Genomic DNA, 17,848 nt, shown 5'->3' on the forward strand with positions numbered 1-17,848 from the left:
AAAGTAGGCATCGCCCCAGCCATTTATAGCGTGGCTACAAGTTCCTTTAAGCGATCGCGTCCATCGCGGAAGACGGGCCAACCATCCCCCACCAGCACTGCTTCAACCTGACTCAGTTGAGCTAACCTGCGAACCGAAGCAACAGCTTCCTCTCGATTCAGTAGCTTTTCATCTGGCAATATAGTTAAGCTACCTGCTTTACGTGCCCTGACTAAATCCCCTGTAATCAAAGTTGTCTCCTCCAGTAACAGAGCCAATTCACCGGGAGTTTTCGAGCCTTGGAGTTCAATTACTTTTAACCCAGGTACAAACTCTTCACCATCAGATAACCAGCGATCGCAAGGTATGGGAAAAGTGTCTTTTTCTGCCACTGGGCCGGCTATCTTAGCATAAGTTTGATCGGCAATATCTTTACTTGCCCTGACATGCTCGGAATTCGTCAGCACAATCCAGACTACACCACCGAGGGATTTCAAATGATTCCAATCATGGTTTGATAGGGCTACTGGGTCAATCAAGATGTTTCCATCTGGGCGAATCCAGGCAATCCCATTGAAATCAATATTTCTTGCCGGATTGAAATTAGACCAGCTATAGAGATCGGGACGGTGCAAAGATTTCATGATGATTCTGGATCAGTACTTCAGTAATTGACTATTAATATCAATAATTAAGTATATAGATTATAAGGTTGCATTCCCTCTGAATCTCGAATTTGAGTATACTACGATAAAGCTATCGGTATTATGGGTTTTAGAAAAATTCCTGCATAACCGCAATCGAGATCAACGGAGGTAGGGGAGTGAGTGAGATTGGGCGTAAAAAAATATCAGCGAAGGCAGACCAGTTTAGAGAGTCGGTAATTCGGGAAATGACACGGGTGGCACTGCAATATAGTGCAGTGAATCTGGCTCAGGGGTTTCCTGATTTTCCATGTCCATTGGAGTTGAAACAGGCAGCTTATGAAGCCATAGAGGCAGATGTCAACCAGTATGCCATTACTTGGGGCGATCGCGCATTTCGTCATGCGATCGCTAGCAAAGTTCGTTGGTATCTCGGCTTAGATATCAACCCTGAAACCCAAATCACCGTCACCTGTGGTTCTACAGAAGCAATGGCATCTGTAATGCTGGCAACAGTCGATCCTGGTGATGAAGTAATTGTATTTGAGCCTTATTACGAAAACTACGGTCCCGATGCCATTTTAGCTGGTGCCACACCCCGATACGTAACACTGCATCCTCCCCATTGGACATTTGATGAAGCACAGTTGCGTCAAGCTTTCAATGCTAATACCAAAGCTATTATTATCAACACACCCCATAACCCCACCGGCAAAGTTTTCACCCGTGAAGAACTCACCCTAATTGCTGAACTTTGTCAAAAATGGGATGTGTTAGCCTTCACAGATGAAATCTACGAACATATTCTCTATGATGGCACTCAACATATTGCCCTAGCGACCCTTCCCGGTATGGAAGAACGCACCATTACCATTAACGGTCTATCCAAAACTTATAGTGTCACCGGATGGCGAGTTGGTTACATTTTGGCAAACCCCGTATTAACGGGAGCCATTCGCAAAGTCCATGATTTTCTCACCGTTGGCGCTCCCGCACCATTGCAACGAGCCGGAGTTGCCGCCATGCAACTACCACCATCCTATTATGAAGAACTAGGCAAGCTTTATCACCAAAAACGAGACTCGATCTTACAGATACTCGATGGAGTTGGCATTCCTTACTTCCTTCCCCAAGGAGCCTATTATGTTCTTGCAGATATTTCTAAATTTGGCTACAAAACAGATATTGAATTCACTTACCATCTCATTAAAAATATTGGTGTTGCCGTAGTTCCTGGTTCCAGCTTTTTCAGCCAACCAGAAAAAGGCCATTCATTGATCAGATTCTGCTTTAGCAAAACACCTGAGACATTACAAGCAGCGAGCGATCGCTTACTCAAGCTACAGCAAACTCTGCAATCGACAACCTAATGCAAATTAATTTAACGTGAGTTCGAGAAACCTCTCCTTACCTTAACTTGAACTTTCATTCCAGCCTGTTCTTCTCCGAGTCGGAGAAGGGCGTTTTTTGCCAATTTTTTTGGGTCATCTAACAAAATCATATTGCTCTTGAGAATAGGTTATACCAATTCTCTATGAAGATGCACATAACAAAACCCCCCTGTAGTCCCCCCGATGGATTGGGCTACCGTGTGTGTACACACAAATCGAATTTCTTCTTAAATCCAGTCATTTATTGAATTCAGGCGGTCGTTTATTGAATTCGGGCGGTTGTTTATTGAATTCGGGCGGTTGTTTATTGAATTCGGGCGGTCGTTTATTGAATTCAGGCGGTCGTTTATTGAATTCGGGCGGTTGTTTATTGAATTCGGGCGGTTGTTTATTGAATTCGGGCGGTTGTTTATTGAATTCAAGCAGTGGTTAGAGTGGGGTAAAACCCAAATTATTGAGCCAGTTCAGACTTGTGTATACACCGTAGGATGGATTGGGGGGACGGCGACAGCCGGGGGGTAAATATATGCAGCTTCACAAAAAAAACGGTATTAGATATAAATACTTCTCGTGTTTTGGGGAAAAGGAGAAAGGGAAAAGGGAAAAAAAAACCTTTAACCGAATGGCACACTTGTTAATCGCAAAGCCCTGATATAACAAGATTTTTGAGTATGGGGAGTGTGGGGGGTAAGACTTCTTCCCCGTCCTCCCACACCTCCCCCACCCTGCCAGAAAGGAGGTTTCAGCTTTTCAAGCGTGCCATTCCCCTTTAACCTTTTCCCAAAACCCAATTCCGAATTAAAAATGCACAAAGCCAAAAGTATTGGGGTTTACCGCAATACTTGTCGGTTAAGGGGAAAAGGGGAAGGGGAAAAGGGAAAGAAAAAACCTTTAACCTTTACCCTTTAACCTTTACCCTAAATCCAATTCCGAGTTAAAAATGCAAAACCCGAGCAGTATTGGGGTTTACCGTACCCTCTGCGATTTACTTTACGCCACCCTTGAAGGTTAGTTCCATATTTATTATTCACAAAACTGGCGAAAGAAGTGTCAAACTAACCACACAAGCAGTTGAACATGATTAGACAATCCCAATGAAAAGACCTGGATTTATTGAACGTCATCACCTGTGGACAGAAATCCAAAAAGAAGCATCTGAAAAAATCAAGGCTATTGTTAAAGAACAGGATTTATTGTTGATTCGTACCGCTTGGTCAGACCAGCATGGCATTGTTCGCAGTAAGTCACTCTTACCCCAAGCTTTTTTCAGCGCCCTGGAAAACGGTATGCAAATCAGCACAGGGACATTCCTGTTTGATACTGGTGGTGCAATAGTATTTAACCCGTTTGTCCCTGGCGGTAGTTTAGATATGCCTTTGATGACAGGCGCGCCAAATCTTGTGGCTGTTCCTGACCCTGATACCTTCAAAATTGTGCCTTGGGCAAAACGTACTGGCTTTATTCTCTGTGATGAGTACTTTCAGAATGGTCAGCCAATGCCCTTTTCTAGTCGCGGTATTTTGCGCCAATCATTGGTGGAGTTACATCAAAGAGAATTGGAGCATATTGTCGGCTTAGAAGTTGAGTGGTATCTAGTAAAGCTGGAAGATCCGATGTTAGCGATCGCTAATGTTGGTACTTCTGGAAAACCCGGTGAACCTGCTAAAGTTAGCGCTGTAGAACATAGCTTTCAATACCTTTTAGAATCTCACAATCCAGAGATTCAAGATTTACTGCGCCTTCTGGCAGAGAATTTAGTTGAAATGAAATTGCCTTTAAGGAGTGTAGAAAACGAAGGGGGTGTTGGTCAATTTGAATTTACTTTTGACCCAATTTCTGCATTGCAAGCTGCCGATACAATGATGATATTCCGAATGGCAACCAAGCAAATCTGCCGTCAACAAGGTTACATCGCATCATTTATGTGTCGTCCAGGATTGCAAGGTTCTTCTTCTAATGGCTGGCATTTGCACCAATCCCTTGTAGACCTTACCACAGGCGAGAACGCTTTCATGTCTGCAAACTCCCAAACCCTCACGTCAGATTTAGCTAAACACTTCGTTGGTGGTCTTCTCAAACACGCCAATGCTGCTTCTGTGTTTACAACCCCAACAATTAACGGCTACAAAAGATTTAGACCTTATTCTCTAGCCCCTGACCGTGCAGGGTGGGGATTGGAAAACCGAGGGGCAATGATTAGATTACAAGGCGGTTTTGATGACCCCAGTACCCACATTGAAAACCGAGTTGGAGAACCAGCAGCCAATCCCTATCTCTACATGGCATCGCAATTGATTTCTGGTTTAGATGGTGTAGATTGTAAACTTGATCCTGGCTCTCCAACAGAGGAACCTTACACTACAGAAAATCCGATTTTACCCAAAAGTTTGCCAGAGGCGATTTCATATTTGAGCCAAAGCGAACTTTTTGCTCAAAAAATGGGGCAGCAGTTCATAAACTTCATCATTAAGATGAAAGAGAGTGAAATTAATCGCTTTTTGCAGTCCGTCGCCGATCAGCCACCAGAAGAGTATTTAAAGCAGGTGACTAACTGGGAACAAAGAGAATATTTTGAATTATTTTAAGTTGAGTTGGGTTTATACCTCTTTTAATAAACCAGATTTACTCAGTAAATGGACGTAAATAATTGTCGTTGGGATAAGGCAATAGACAATAGGGTTTTAGCTAGTTTATTTTCTTTACATAGTTTGATTTTATTGTGCCAACTTATTTACTTGTCTGCACTGTTTAAAACTCTTTTAAATGATACTTTATTCATTATCTCTTCTTTTCCCATTCAGAATATTTGCTCCTACATCATAGGGAGTTTTTTAAGCTATAAGCTGTTTTCTCTGGGTTTCCTGAAAATGGAAAAACTAAGATACTTCTAATTTTTGGGTTGTCCACTAATTCTTTTAAACGACCCATTTGCCAATCTGTAATCGCAACTCCAGCATATTTTTGAGCATAATTTAACTCTTCAACAAAATTACTATCATTATAAGCTTGAATAAATATACGATCTGCACCCCATTTTTCCCAGTCAGCTGCAAAATATTTTTTAGCCCAATAGGGGTTATGATGGCAAATATCAAAACTCACCGATGGATTAGCTTTTTTCATAGAAGTTACCATTTGTTGCACAAATTTAGTTAAATTTGCAGTATATTTACCCTATGATTTTTGAGAACGGCTAGTCATGTTGATGCGATCGCTCAGTTGGCGGAGAGTTTGTGCTAAAGTGCGATCGCTCTGGTGGAGTTGGGTAATTTTATCGCAACTATAGATTACCGTTGTATGGTCTTTACCACCAAACTCCTCGCCAATTCTCGGCAAACTCAGAGATGTATGTTGACGCATGAGATACATTCCTATTTGACGCGCCCAGCTAATCTCTCTTCGTCGTGAGTTACCTTTGAGATCGTCTATTGAAACATCAAAATTATCCGCTACAACCTTTAAAATTGCTTCTGGGGTAGCTGCCATTTTTTCGTTAGGCGGCTCTAAAACAGGTGTGATATTTTCTACCGTCATCGGTAAGCCCCAAATAGAAATATAAGCCACCGCCCGAATTAAAGCTCCTTCTAATTCTCGAATATTAGAAGTATAGTTAGAAGCAATATACTCAATCACATCGCGGGGAAGACAAATATTTTCATCCTCGGCTTTTTTTTGCAAAATTGCCATTCTCGTTTCTAAATCCGGCTTTTGGATATCTGCAATTAACCCCATAGAAAACCGAGAACAAAGACGTTCTTGTAAGCTAGGAATCTGGTTAGGAGGACGATCGGAAGCAATCACAACTTGTTTGCCAGCTTCATGTAAAGTATTAAAAGTATAAAAAAATTCTTCTTGAGTGTATTCTTTGCCTTCAAGAAACTGAATATCATCAACTAATAAAACATCAGCAGCTCGATAATGTTCTCGAAAACTTTGCATACTATCTTTACGAATCGCTGTAATTAAATCATTAGTAAATTGTTCAGTAGAAACATAAAATATTTTACAATCAGGAGAAATTTTCCAGCGATAATGACCAATAGCTTGCATCAGATGAGTTTTACCTAAACCTACCCCACCGCATAAAAATAAAGGATTAAACTCTTTACCTGGAGATTCTGCAACTGCCAAAGAAGCAGCGTGAGCCATCCGATTGTTGGCACCAACTACAAATCGTGAAAAGACATATTTAGAATTTAATTCAGTAGTTTTATGATTGTGATGAGAAACAGCTTCAGGAATACTGCTAGGATTTGTTGATTCCCAAGAAACCTCGCGTTCACTAAAATGAGAAACTTCATCACCTTGAGCAACAGTAATGTAAATTCCTACGGGATGACCGAGAATATCTTGTACTGCATGAGCAATGGTATTTATGTAATACTTTTGTAACCAATTACGAGCAAATGGGTTAGGAGTGCGGATTACTAAGCAATTATTTTCTAATCGCTCCGCACTAGCAGTTTTTATCCAAGTTTCAAAGGTCGGTCGGGATAGTTCAACCTGTAGGCGCTCTAGTACCTGACTCCACAGACTTTCTATGGGAATTTCCATTATCCACCACCTTTGCTGCTAATCGTCACAATAGAAGATAAAGCATCAATTTAGCATCCAGACACGCTAGACCTAGAATAAGCTTTTAAGTTGTAATCATTTTGGGACATACCCAGTAGGCAAGATCCTAACACTCACCGACTGACACGGAGAAGCAACGATACATGAAGACAACAAACCATGACTTAGCACCCAAAAAAACTGATACCAGGGGTTTACCACAGAGGTGGTGGATGCTGTTATATGGGGTAGCAATGGTGTTCTTGGGAAGCTGCTCTCTTGTACCAGCTAAGACCTTTGAGACTCGACAAAGTGACACTCAACCCCAAGAAACAATAGAACCCAATCAAGGAATTGTCCCCCCGCCGATTTTCTCGTCGTCTGGAGATCCTAATTTTGTGGTAAAAGTAGTACAAAATGTGGGGCCTGCGGTAGTTCGCATTGATTCTTCTCGAACAATCACTTCTCGCGTACCAGACGAATTTAACGATCCATTTTTCCGTCGGTTTTTTGGAGATGCAGCACCACAGCCTAGACAAAGGGTAGAGCGCGGTAGTGGCTCTGGATTTATTATTAATTCTTCAGGTCAAATTTTGACCAATTCCCATGTAGTAGATGGTGCTGATAGAGTGACTGTCATACTCAAAGATGGGCGGACTTTTGACGGTAAAGTACTAGGTGAAGATCCAGTAACGGATGTTGCTGTGATCAAAATTGATGCTAATAATCTGCCAACCTTATCTGTAGGTAACTCTGATGCTTTACAACCAGGAGAAGCAGTAATAGCTATTGGCAACCCTTTAGGCTTGAATAACACCGTCACTTCTGGGATTATTAGTGCTACAGGTCGTTCTGGTAGAGATATCGGTGCTAGTGACAAGCGGGTTGATTACATCCAAACCGATGCTGCGATTAACCCTGGTAATTCTGGTGGGCCATTGCTTAATGCTCGTGGACAGGTAATAGCAATGAACACAGCTATTATCCGAGGCGCTCAAGGCTTGGGATTTGCTATCCCCATTAACACTGCACAAAAAATTGCCCAGGAATTAATTGCTACAGGCAAAGTCGATCATCCTTATTTGGGTGTTCAGATGGTGACACTGACACCAGAAATTAAAGAAAAAATAAGAGATAAAGCAGGCGATCGCTTAAATCTTACAGCAGATGAGGGTGTTTTGCTGGTTGAGATTGTGCCGCGATCGCCTGCGTCGGTGGCTGGACTACGAGTTGGTGATGTGATTAAAAGCATTAACAGCCAGCCTGTTACTAAAATTGAAGAAGTACAAAAGCTGGTAGAAAATAGCAAAATCGGTACTAAGTTACCAATACAGGTGGAACGCAATGGGCAAATTGTTCAAATAGCAGTTCAACCTGCTGCTTTACCCGCAAGACGAGAAGGATAAAGTTTGTCATTTGTCATTTGTAATTAGTCATTGGTCATCGGTCATTTGTCATTTGTGAATACTAATGCCTCATTCCCCATTTCCCATTTCCCATTTCCCATTCCCCATTCCCCATTCCCCATTCCCCACTCCCCATTCCCCATTCCCCAAAATAGTTTTATCATGACTGAATTAGCACCAATCATTCAATTAGGCAATCCAACATTGCGCCAAAAAGCTGTTTGGGTTGAGAATATTCAAGATGAGCATATCCAGAAATTAATTGAAGACTTAATTGCCACTGTTGCCAAGGCTAACGGCGTGGGAATTGCTGCACCTCAAGTAGCACAATCTTATCGTTTATTTATTGTGGCTTCCCGTCCTAATGCCAGATATCCCAACGCGCCGGAAATGGAACCTACTGCTATGATTAATCCCAAAATCATTGCTCATTCAACTGAAGTTGTCAAAGATTGGGAAGGTTGTTTAAGTGTTCCCGGAATTAGAGGGTTAGTTCCTCGCTATAAATCTATTGAAGTGGAATACACTGACTCTCAAGGCAACTTACAAAAGCAAGAATTAACCGATTTTATTGCTCGGATTTTTCAACACGAGTACGATCATCTCGACGGTATCGTATTTGTTGATCGTCTAGAAAGCACTCTTGATATGATTACTGAGCAGGAATATCAAGAACGAGTAGTTAACAAATAAATGGGAGTGGAAAGTAGGAAAAATACGGTTTGGTTAAGGTTTTTTGATGAAAATTTTAGATCACAAAGACGCGACAAATTGCCGTCTCTACAATAAGCAGTTTTTTGTAGAGACGGTGATTCATCGCGTCTCTTGCCTTAACCGAACAGTATTGGAGTGGGAAGTAGTATATTAATTACAAATTACGAATTACGAATTACGAATTATTTAAGCGTGTGTTTCGCAAACTCGCTCGTCTCGCCACAATTGATATAGCCGTGTCGCTGGCATAGTCATATATAAAACATCACCAGCACTGAGACTTGTCTCTAATAAATCCCAACCGTGAAGGGTTTGGTGGTTAGTTTCTACGTACAAAGGTACGCAATCAGCAGACATAGCTACATCTTTCACCCACTGACCACAAAAGGCGTGTAAAGGTGTAATCACAGTTGCAAAAGCTACCCAAAGGCTATCGGCTGTGATGCCATTGCCAAGAATGCGTCCCCCTAGTGCAGCAGCAGCAAAAGCTGGGGCTGCTAGTTCAGCCGGACTCAGTACAGCCTCGAAGCCAAATAGCTGTTGAGCTATGCCAGCAAAATCGGGATCGGCATAATGAACAATCACAGGAATGCTGGGTGTCAAGCCTTTGGCTTTGAGGGCAATTTCCAGATTGGTGGCATCATTGTTAGTAACAGCAATCACTGCGGCAGCAGAGTCTATATTGCTGGATTTGAGTATTGTGCGGAAACTGGCATCACCCTGAATCACGGGGATACCGAGTTCGCGGGCGGTGTTGATATATTTGTTATTGGAGTCGGGTTCAACTACTACAACTTCATGTCCGCTGGCGTGGAGTTGCTGGACAATTCTCACCCCAATACCACTTAAGCCACAGACAATGTAGTGATATCGCTGGGGTATTCTGGCTGCATCCCAAAATTGCTTAAAGCGGCTTCCTAAGACAAAATCGGTGAGCATTGCATACCAAATACCAATCACCACCGCTCCAACCAGCATCATTACAACAGTAAATAACTTAATACTGTTAGGAGCATTTTCTACTACTTTGTCATTACCACCCGCTCCCGTAATCATACCTACAGAAAAATATAGAGCATCGACAGGAGATAAACTCAACTCAGCCGACATATAGGTGAGTGTAGCGATCGCAATAACTGCAAGTAACACAACAGCACCCACCAATACCGATCGCCCATGTTGCTGAAACTGCTTAAAATTAGTTAAGGCTTTCAGCAGTTTTTTAATCAACGATCTTCGGGGAGAACGGATGCGGGGTTGTGTACCAATAATTAAGCGATCGCCTACTTGGATCTCTTGTCCAGATATGACACCTGACACCAAATCCATCTCACCTTCTACTGGCAAGTAATAAATCAGCATCCGCGATCGGTCTTCCCACAATTCACTCAGCTTTAAACCTCTCCAGAAGTGGTTTTCATCGATGTATTCTTCGTGAATTGGCCAAGTTTGCTGAAATAATTTGATTTGTCCGATCGCTCGGTTTCCCATCGCTGCAAAGGTGAATACGGGTGCTGCTAATCCCACAACACTCATACTCAAATGGTCTGGCAAACTTTGATCTAGGCGCTCGCCCAAATTTGTATTATAAAAACGGTTGATAATCCGAATCTGGGGATTCAGCACCCGCGCTTGCATCATAATAGACAAATTCAGAGCATCTTTAGAGCCAGCAATGACTAAAGTATGTGCCTGTTGAATTCCTGCTGCTGTTAGGGTAGAAGCTGCTTGTAAATCGCCAACAATCACATCTCCTGCCGTTTCGCCAGGGATAGATTGGTGATGAATGCCAACAACGAAGGCCCCCTGATGTCTCAGCAAACGAAAGGTTTTATATCCGGTACGTCCTAAGCCGCAAACAATAATTCTGGGTTTCATGAAACGGCAGCATCTTTTACAGGTAGGGCTGCATTTCTAGTTATTGATCAATATTGTTGCCCATTTTCCTGGAATATAACTGTAGCTGACAACACGATTGTTTTAAATAAGATGGCACTTTTACAAATTTATGAAAGTCGATGTTATTTGGATACCTGAAATTTGAAAAAATTCAAGTTATGAAAAATTTGGTACAATTATCAACTTTCGGTACTATTTTATGCCCCCTAGTTTTGGCAGGAACCATAGCAGCTACAGCGCAAGCACAGCAACAGTCAGAGCCAGGGGCGATTTCTGCACCTCATGTAACACTGAATGTACAACGTAGCAGTGGTACATGTCCTCCAACAATTGGACTGTGGTGGTTTGTTCTACCTTATGAAGGCGGTGCTGAACATACGGTAGTGGCAGATACTAGAGAGTTTGCAGATGAAACTAAGTTAGTTTCATCTAATAATAAGCAGTTTGTGGAATTTGTTTCACCTTTACGCAGTAATTATGCTTCTTGTGTAGGTCAAACTCGTGAGCAGGAATATACTTTCTACAATGTAGAATTTAAAAATAAAAAAGCTTATTTCCGTGTAGATTTACGAAAAATTGATGCACCCGCTCGCCTAATCACTTACAAGAGTGTAGTGGCTTCCCGCCCTTATGTCAGATGGGCGATCGCTGACTAACTCATCAAAATAGGAGAGTTTTTCTAAGTAGGGTTTCAACAGGCAAAAAATAATATAGAAAAATATGGCAATTTTTGTAGGTTGTGATACGCTATCTGCTTGAGAAGTGTGGAGGAACCGAAAATGACTAAGCTGCGCGTGGGGTTACTGTTTGGCGGTCGTTCGGGAGAACATGAAGTTTCAATCAAATCAGCACGGGCGATCGCTAAAGCCCTGAGTGCAGAGGAAAATGCTAGTAAGTACGAAATACTTCCTTTTTACATCCAAAAAGATGGACGCTGGCTAGCGGGAGAAGCACCCCAAAAGGTTTTAGAAACAGGCAGTCCGCTTTTGGAAGCTGAACAATCAACTTCTGAGGAAAATCTGACATCCAACCCTCAAGCCCAAACCCTGAGTAAATGGGAATCTCCCTCTCAAGTTGCCCAAGTGGATATTTGGTTTCCCGTTCTCCACGGCCCCAACGGTGAAGACGGGACAATTCAAGGGTTATTAACTTTGATGCAAGTCCCCTTTGTTGGTTCTGGGGTGTTAGGTTCGGCAATGGGAATGGATAAAATTGCCATGAAAATGGCCTTTGAGCAAGCGGGACTAGCACAGGTAAAATATAAAGCGATAACTAGAGCGCAAGTTTGGTCTAATCCTTGCGTGTTTCCAAAACTGTGTGATGAGATTGAGGCAGCATTAGGTTATCCCGCTTTTGTTAAACCTGCTAATTTGGGTTCATCGGTGGGTATTGCCAAAGTGCGATCGCGCCAAGAATTAGAAGCCGCCTTAGATAATGCCGCCAGTTATGACCGAAGACTGGTTGTAGAAGCTGGTGTCGTCGCCAGGGAAGTTGAGTGTGCTGTTTTAGGCAACGATCAACCCCAAGCCTCTATCGTTGGAGAGATTAGTTATGATAGCGATTTTTATGATTATGAAACTAAATATACAGAAGGTCGGGCAGATTTACTGATTCCAGCACCGATTCCAGATGCGATCGCTCGTCAAATTCAGGACATGGCTTTGCAAGCCTTTGCAGCTGTTGATGCTGCCGGATTGGCAAGGGTCGATTTCTTCTATGTAGAAGCTACACAAGAGGTTTTGATTAACGAAATCAATACGTTGCCAGGCTTTACGGCGACGAGTATGTATCCCCAACTCTGGGCCCATAGTGGAGTCTCCTTTCCAGAATTAGTTGATCGGTTAATTCAACTTGCTCTTGAAAGGTATTCTCCTAGCTGACAAAAAAAATAAGCAAACTGATTTCAGAGCATTACGGCGAGAAGTCATAAGAAATACACAATTTTGACAAAACTTAGTCAGATTTGGTAGCTTCTGTTTTACAAAAAAGCTACTGGAATCTGAAATTTTGTTACGGATACCTGATGCTTGACTCCTCCAGTACAATTTATTGACTAGAGGGGTACAAATCTGAAAGTAATCATGGAAAAAAGTCAGAGTGTACAGCGCGAGCCAACCCGACTCAGAAGGGCTACTCCAGAGCTGACAAACAGGAAATCGAGATTAAAACAAAGCTCGAATGTTCTGATATATCTGGTAACACACCATCCTTGGCTATTGTTAACTGGGTGTTTAGCCATGTTTTTAGGAGGTGGTGCCTTTGCCCTGTATAGCTTAGGTAATGCTGGACAGGTAGCACAAGAAGAACCAGAAACAATCCCAGTTATTGTTGAAGAACCAATCAGTGTGCCCTCTGAGAATAGTAATCCTACACCTTTATGGATGGTGGCTGCGATCGTCCTCAGTTGTGGTGGTGGTTCTTTGCTCGTTTTCAAAATGCTTAACCGGAAAACGCAACCGCAAAAAGTCCAAAAACAGGTTAACCGACATCAGGCACGCTTGGCACAAAGCCAGTACCAAAGATTGGAACCACGCCTTCCCAAGAACCAACCAATTTTTGTGCCACAGCCACAACTGATGCCGCTGATGCAGATGCAACCTAAAGCAAAACATCTAGTGACGGTTCTGCCAGCAGAACACAAGCACCACTTGGATACGCGCACAGATTCTTTAGCAGACTTAATGGATCTTCGTAAAAATAGTTCATTGTCTGCAATTTTACGCCAGTATTAAATTTAATGTAAAGCAAAAATCTTTCAAAATAATACTTTTTGCGAATTAGGGCACGGTTATACCGTGCCTTTACTAATATTTATCCTTCTGGCAATTTAGCAAACGCCTGTTCAACTAAATCCTTTGCTTTAGCATCCAAACGCAGCCAATCCACTTCACCCAGTTCATCAATTAAACTAGTATCAATCTCAGCAGCTTCTTTCTGTGGGCTGTATTCAATAAAACACACCTCATAACACAATTCCCACAAATCGATACTCGCTTCTTGCTGTTGACGCTGCAAACGTAGATGATATCCTGGATGGGGCATCGGCAAACGAGTAAGAGTCTTTCTAATTTCATCGGCTTCTTGGGGCGTTGCAGTTTCCATTGCTTGCAACAACTCAGTCACCAATGCTTTGATTTCATCAGTGGTGTTAGGCGGCCAAATCAGAACATCATGGTAAGTTCCCGTCCAAGAAGATTCATCAAGGGACTTACGGATATTATCGATAACGCGAATGAAAGCAGGTTGCATGAGGATTTCAGCCTGCTGCCATGCAACTGGATTTGTTATTTTCGGTGGCATTGGTAATAAACAGGGGCACTAAAAGAAAAATAAACAGTCTGCGTTTATAAAAAAGCTGCGTTTTTAATCTAAATCTTTTCTCAAGATAGCGGATTTCATTGAAGAAAATTTGGAGATATTTATTACCAGCTGGACAATTAGGTAATAACTCTGGGGAGGGAATATGATCGGCAAGCTACTAGACCATCGTTACCAAGTAATTCGAGTCCTCGCAATGGGAGGATTTGGTCAAACCTATATTGCCCAAGATACTAGGCGGCCCGGCAACCCCATTTGCGTTGTCAAGCACCTCAAACCCGGAACTGACCCCAGAGTTTTTGATACTGCTAAACGCCTGTTCAACAGCGAAGCCGAAACCTTAGAAAAACTGGGCAACCATGACCAAATACCCAGGCTGCTAGCGTATTTTGATGAAAACCAAGAATTTTATTTAGTACAAGAATATATTGAAGGACATACCCTAGCTGAAGAACTTACACCTGGTAAACGCTGGAGTGAAAGCCAAGTAATTCAACTATTACAAGAAGTTCTGGAGATTCTTGAATTTGTCCACAGCCAAGGCGTTATTCATCGGGATATCAAACCGGATAATATCATCCGTCGCGCCTCAGATAATAAGTTAGTTTTAGTGGACTTTGGGGCAGTGAAGCAACTGCGTACACAGATGGTAACAGTGGGGGGACAAGCATCTGCCACAGTCGTTATCGGCACTCCCGGCTATATGCCGACAGAACAAGGGCAAGGCAAACCCCGCCCCAACAGTGATATTTATTCCCTCGGCATCATTGCCATTCAAGCACTAACAGGATTATTGCCAACGGCATTGCAAGAAGACCCGGAAACAGGCGAAATCATTTGGCAGCAATCAGTAACCGTAAACTACCAACTGGCGGCAGTGTTGACGAAGATGGTGCGTTATCACTTCAAAGACCGCTACCAAAACGCCACGGAAGCACTGCAAGCCTGTAAAGATGCGATTAATCCTGTACCTAAACTTTCTCAACCTCAAGAATCCACCAAATCTAGACCTCAAGTATCTCGGCTGCAAACGGTTGCAGTCGCACCAGCAAATCCTGTCAAACCTGTCCGTAAAGACTCTGGTAAATCCGACCCATGGCCAATATTAATTGGCATATTATTAGCGGGTGGTGCGGCTGCCTTAGTCGCAAATGTATACCCAAATGTGAAAAATTTAGCTTTAAATCTTACAAGTAAGGATACTACTTTAGTAAACAAATGCTCGGCTGTTGTCGTCGGAAATTCTAATATCCGTTCTGAGCCTAGTTCGATAAATTCTGATAATATTTTGCAAACAGTTGCTGATAACACCAGTTTCGAGGTGACTGGCAAGCGGACAAAACGAGGTTGGATAGAAGTTAAACTTAAATCTGGTCGTTTGGCTTGGGCACACTCGGATGTAATAACCAATAATAGAGAATGGGCTTCTTGCCTGCGCGAAAAAGGTATTGTAACTAAGATTGTAAATGATAGTAGCTTGATTGCTACTCGACCAGCTCCCAAGCCAAAAGCAAAATCTAGTGATGTAGCAACTCCCTTACTAGAAAAGCCGAAGGAGTCAACTGACAATGTGGACAAATCAGAACGATCGCAGCCTAGTGATAACAGTGCCAATATTATAGAGCAAGCAAAACAGAAGTATGATTCAGGCGATATAGTTGGAGCGATCGCACTTTTAAAATCAATTCCAACAAATGCTGCTTCTGGTATCCAAGAGACGGGCAAAATGATTACCCAGTGGCAGGACGATTGGGCGAAAGCAGAGGCGTTATCTAATGAGATCAACAAAGCAATAGATGATGGTAAATGGGATAAAGTTTTAGATTATAGAAACCATCCAGAAAAATTGCCTAATACTAAATACTGGCGAAACAAAATAGAACCATTATTTAAACAAGCAGCCGAAAATCTGGCAAAACAGGCACTAACTCAACTAAAAAATCAAGGTAATCCGAAGAGTAGCCAACAAAAACTTCCCGATACTAACCAACCTGCCACTCAAGAGAATCCCAATAGCAAAGAAACTCCTAAAAGTGACTTTTAACAGTTACGAGTGTTTATATCCTTGGCAATACTTACAAATAGACTTTGCCTCTTAAATTCGCAGAAGCAGACCCATAAAAAAATTTCCAGGTTATACCTGGAAACGAGATTTTAAATCGGGTTTATCTGTTATTTAATTTTCCTGATTAATGCATTTCGTCATATTCTGGGGCTTCAACTCGTCTTGCTTCCATCCGCGAAGCTGGCAAAAATTCAGCGCGACGCACTGGAACCAAGGGCGGTGTATTTCCTTGGTAAGGGTGAATCACTTGTACAGTACGGGCTGGACGCTGCCGTGGCGAGAATAAAGCCAATACTCCAGCGACGACAACACCACCACCAATAGTCAGAGTTGCGCCTCCCACAGCCCAAAGCATGGGTGAAGACCACCAAGAGGTTTGCGGCTGGAGTGCTGCTACTTTTTGTTGGTTATACTGCTGGGCTTGTTGCCACTGCTGCTGAGTATTGAAATTTTGAACTTGTCCTTGGAGTTGTTGATTTTGCAACTTCAACTGTTCATTGTCGTTCTTTAAACGCTCCAACTGCATCTGCGTATTCAGCTTTTCCATCTCCAGACGTTGGTCAGCACTGGTAGCGGTTGGTGGCTGATTAGGATTGGGATAGATTGGTTGCCCATAAGGGCCGTAAGGATACATTTGTGGCTGTATTCCCGGCGCTACTACAGTCCCTGGCATTTGCGGAGCAACAGCAAAGTTAGGTTGTAGGGGGGTATTTGTTCCTTTGAGCAATACGAGAGCCGCCAGCCCAGCTACGGCGACCCCGCCGATAAACGCCATACTCTCACTCATCGCCTATGCTCCTCAATTGCGACGTAACTATAATAATCATTTGTGACTGACTCACTCTCACACTCACACTCATAAATTATGCCTACTTGACTTCACATAATACTCAAACTATAAGCGACCGTATCAGCTAGTTTTTTTACATCATGATATCTGATGTTAATATTCAAAACCATAATGGTCAAATTGTCTACCAAACAAGGATAGAAAAACTACGCTGTTATACTTTTTAATCTACTTTTCCGTTCTAATCAAGAGGAGTATTTGTGCTGGTTTTGATGGCTGCTTTGAGACTTTGGCAAAATTGAGCGATCGCCAAAAGTCCTTGCTCTGGAGTACCTTCTGCTAACCGTTTTACAAAAGCACTGCCCACGATCGCCGCATCTGCGCCCCATTCCTTTACCTGACGGGCTTGTGCCGCATCGGAGATGCCAAAGCCTACACCGATGGGTTTCTCAGTAACACCACGAATTTGTATGAGTAAATCGGACACGCGGTTTTCCAGTTGCGATCGCACCCCTGTTACCCCTGTGACGCTGACTAAATAAATAAATCCTTGAGAAGAATGAGCGATCGCTTCGATTCGTTTAGCATCGCTGGTGGGAGCTACCAATAAGATTACATCAATTCCCATCTCCTTAGCTGGTTCGAGCAAGCCTGCTGCTTCTTCCAAGGGCAAATCTGGTACTACTAATCCTGCTACCCCAGCCGCAGCTATTTCCTGGAGAAATTTATCAATTCCCCGATGCAAAATTGGGTTGTAATAAGTAAATAGAACAATGGGCGATCGCAATTTGGGAGTAATCCCTTGCAACATTTCCAGTACCTGCTCCAATTTTGTTCCCCTTTGTAGAGCGCGGGTAGCAGCAGCTTGAATTACTGGCCCATCAGCTAGAGGATCGGAATAAGGTATGCCCAGTTCAATAATATCGGCTCCACTTTGATCTAGAACCTGCAAAGCTTTTGCTGTTGTTTCTAAATCTGGATCGCCAGCAGTAATAAACGGAATCAGAGCGCACTCATGATTCCGCCCAAGGGTTTCAAAGCAATCAGAAATTGCAGTCATTTTAGTCAAGTGTCAATAGTCAGTGGTC

At 42.7% G+C, this 17,848-nt stretch carries 15 protein-coding genes and 1 pseudogene; 9 read left to right on the top strand and 7 right to left on the bottom strand.

The genetic code is table 11. From position 1 onward, the window contains the following. Window positions 1-23 precede the first annotated feature (23 nt). Window positions 24-623 (bottom strand): MBL fold metallo-hydrolase, encoded by a 600-nt coding sequence (locus IQ274_RS13835; protein WP_194142587.1) that lies wholly within the window; start codon window positions 621-623, stop codon window positions 24-26. 179 nt (window positions 624-802) lie between these two features. On the opposite strand from IQ274_RS13835, the gene IQ274_RS13840 reads away from it, so the two are divergent. The 3 genes from IQ274_RS13840 to IQ274_RS13845 all read left to right on the top strand — a co-directional run bounded on the left by IQ274_RS13840 (window position 803) and on the right by IQ274_RS13845 (window position 4,599). Further along, window positions 803-1,993 (top strand): pyridoxal phosphate-dependent aminotransferase, encoded by a 1,191-nt coding sequence (locus tag IQ274_RS13840; RefSeq protein WP_194142588.1) that lies wholly within the window; start codon window positions 803-805, stop codon window positions 1,991-1,993. Window positions 1,994-2,293: 300 nt separating this feature from the next. Further along, window positions 2,294-2,536 carry a hypothetical protein gene (locus IQ274_RS36535; RefSeq protein WP_228058181.1) on the top strand — a complete coding sequence of 81 codons (243 nt, stop codon included), beginning with the start codon at window positions 2,294-2,296 and terminating at the stop codon, window positions 2,534-2,536. A 572-nt stretch (window positions 2,537-3,108) separates the two neighbouring features. Then, window positions 3,109-4,599: a glutamine synthetase family protein gene (locus IQ274_RS13845; protein WP_194142589.1), complete on the top strand. Its 1,491-nt coding sequence runs from the start codon at window positions 3,109-3,111 to the stop codon at window positions 4,597-4,599. Window positions 4,600-4,831: 232 nt separating this feature from the next. Here IQ274_RS13845 and IQ274_RS13850 read toward each other — a convergent pair. Continuing rightward, a pseudogene (locus IQ274_RS13850) lies at window positions 4,832-5,179 on the bottom strand (glycoside hydrolase family 10 protein); the annotation flags it as partial. Between the two features lie 9 nt (window positions 5,180-5,188). Beyond that, on the bottom strand, window positions 5,189-6,568 hold the full coding sequence (gene dnaA, locus IQ274_RS13855; protein WP_163932857.1) for a chromosomal replication initiator protein DnaA: 1,380 nt from the start codon (window positions 6,566-6,568) through the stop codon (window positions 5,189-5,191). A 164-nt stretch (window positions 6,569-6,732) separates the two neighbouring features. On the opposite strand from dnaA, the gene IQ274_RS13860 reads away from it, so the two are divergent. Continuing rightward, window positions 6,733-7,974: an HhoA/HhoB/HtrA family serine endopeptidase gene (locus IQ274_RS13860; RefSeq protein ID WP_194142590.1), complete on the top strand. Its 1,242-nt coding sequence runs from the start codon at window positions 6,733-6,735 to the stop codon at window positions 7,972-7,974. Window positions 7,975-8,136: 162 nt separating this feature from the next. Further along, complete coding sequence (gene def / locus IQ274_RS13865) at window positions 8,137-8,667, top strand: peptide deformylase (RefSeq protein ID WP_194142591.1); 531 nt, start codon at window positions 8,137-8,139, stop codon at window positions 8,665-8,667. Between the two features lie 207 nt (window positions 8,668-8,874). Here def and IQ274_RS13870 read toward each other — a convergent pair whose 3' ends face one another. Continuing rightward, entirely contained in the window at window positions 8,875-10,566 is a 1,692-nt protein-coding gene (locus IQ274_RS13870; RefSeq protein WP_163932851.1) for an NAD-binding protein, read from the bottom strand. A 179-nt stretch (window positions 10,567-10,745) separates the two neighbouring features. On the opposite strand from IQ274_RS13870, the gene IQ274_RS13875 reads away from it, so the two are divergent. The 3 genes from IQ274_RS13875 to IQ274_RS13885 all read left to right on the top strand — a co-directional run bounded on the left by IQ274_RS13875 (window position 10,746) and on the right by IQ274_RS13885 (window position 13,319). Then, window positions 10,746-11,243 carry a hypothetical protein gene (locus tag IQ274_RS13875; RefSeq protein ID WP_194142592.1) on the top strand — a complete coding sequence of 166 codons (498 nt, stop codon included), beginning with the start codon at window positions 10,746-10,748 and terminating at the stop codon, window positions 11,241-11,243. Window positions 11,244-11,366: 123 nt separating this feature from the next. After that, window positions 11,367-12,467: a D-alanine--D-alanine ligase family protein gene (locus tag IQ274_RS13880; protein ID WP_194142593.1), complete on the top strand. Its 1,101-nt coding sequence runs from the start codon at window positions 11,367-11,369 to the stop codon at window positions 12,465-12,467. A 201-nt stretch (window positions 12,468-12,668) separates the two neighbouring features. Then, entirely contained in the window at window positions 12,669-13,319 is a 651-nt protein-coding gene (locus tag IQ274_RS13885) for a hypothetical protein (protein ID WP_041565806.1), read from the top strand. A gap of 79 nt (window positions 13,320-13,398) precedes the next feature. Here IQ274_RS13885 and IQ274_RS13890 read toward each other — a convergent pair whose 3' ends face one another. Further along, window positions 13,399-13,887: a hypothetical protein gene (locus IQ274_RS13890; RefSeq protein WP_194142594.1), complete on the bottom strand. Its 489-nt coding sequence runs from the start codon at window positions 13,885-13,887 to the stop codon at window positions 13,399-13,401. 163 nt (window positions 13,888-14,050) lie between these two features. On the opposite strand from IQ274_RS13890, the gene IQ274_RS13895 reads away from it, so the two are divergent. Then, a complete protein-coding gene (locus IQ274_RS13895) occupies window positions 14,051-15,949 on the top strand; it encodes a serine/threonine protein kinase (protein ID WP_194142595.1) in 1,899 nt (632 codons plus the stop codon). 145 nt (window positions 15,950-16,094) lie between these two features. Here the strand turns inward: IQ274_RS13895 and IQ274_RS13900 are convergent, their stop codons facing one another. Together IQ274_RS13900 and trpA are read right to left on the bottom strand one after the other, a co-directional pair. Further along, the gene (locus IQ274_RS13900; RefSeq protein ID WP_163932825.1) at window positions 16,095-16,757 is read right to left on the bottom strand and encodes a heterocyst differentiation related protein; all 663 of its coding nucleotides are present in this window, start codon (window positions 16,755-16,757) and stop codon (window positions 16,095-16,097) included. A 244-nt stretch (window positions 16,758-17,001) separates the two neighbouring features. After that, entirely contained in the window at window positions 17,002-17,820 is an 819-nt protein-coding gene (gene trpA / locus IQ274_RS13905) for a tryptophan synthase subunit alpha (RefSeq protein WP_194142618.1), read from the bottom strand. Window positions 17,821-17,848: the final 28 nt, after the last annotated feature.

Origin of the sequence: Nostoc sp. LEGE 12447 (genome assembly GCF_015206985.1) — a bacterium.
GTDB lineage: Bacteria > Cyanobacteriota > Cyanobacteriia > Cyanobacteriales > Nostocaceae > Nostoc.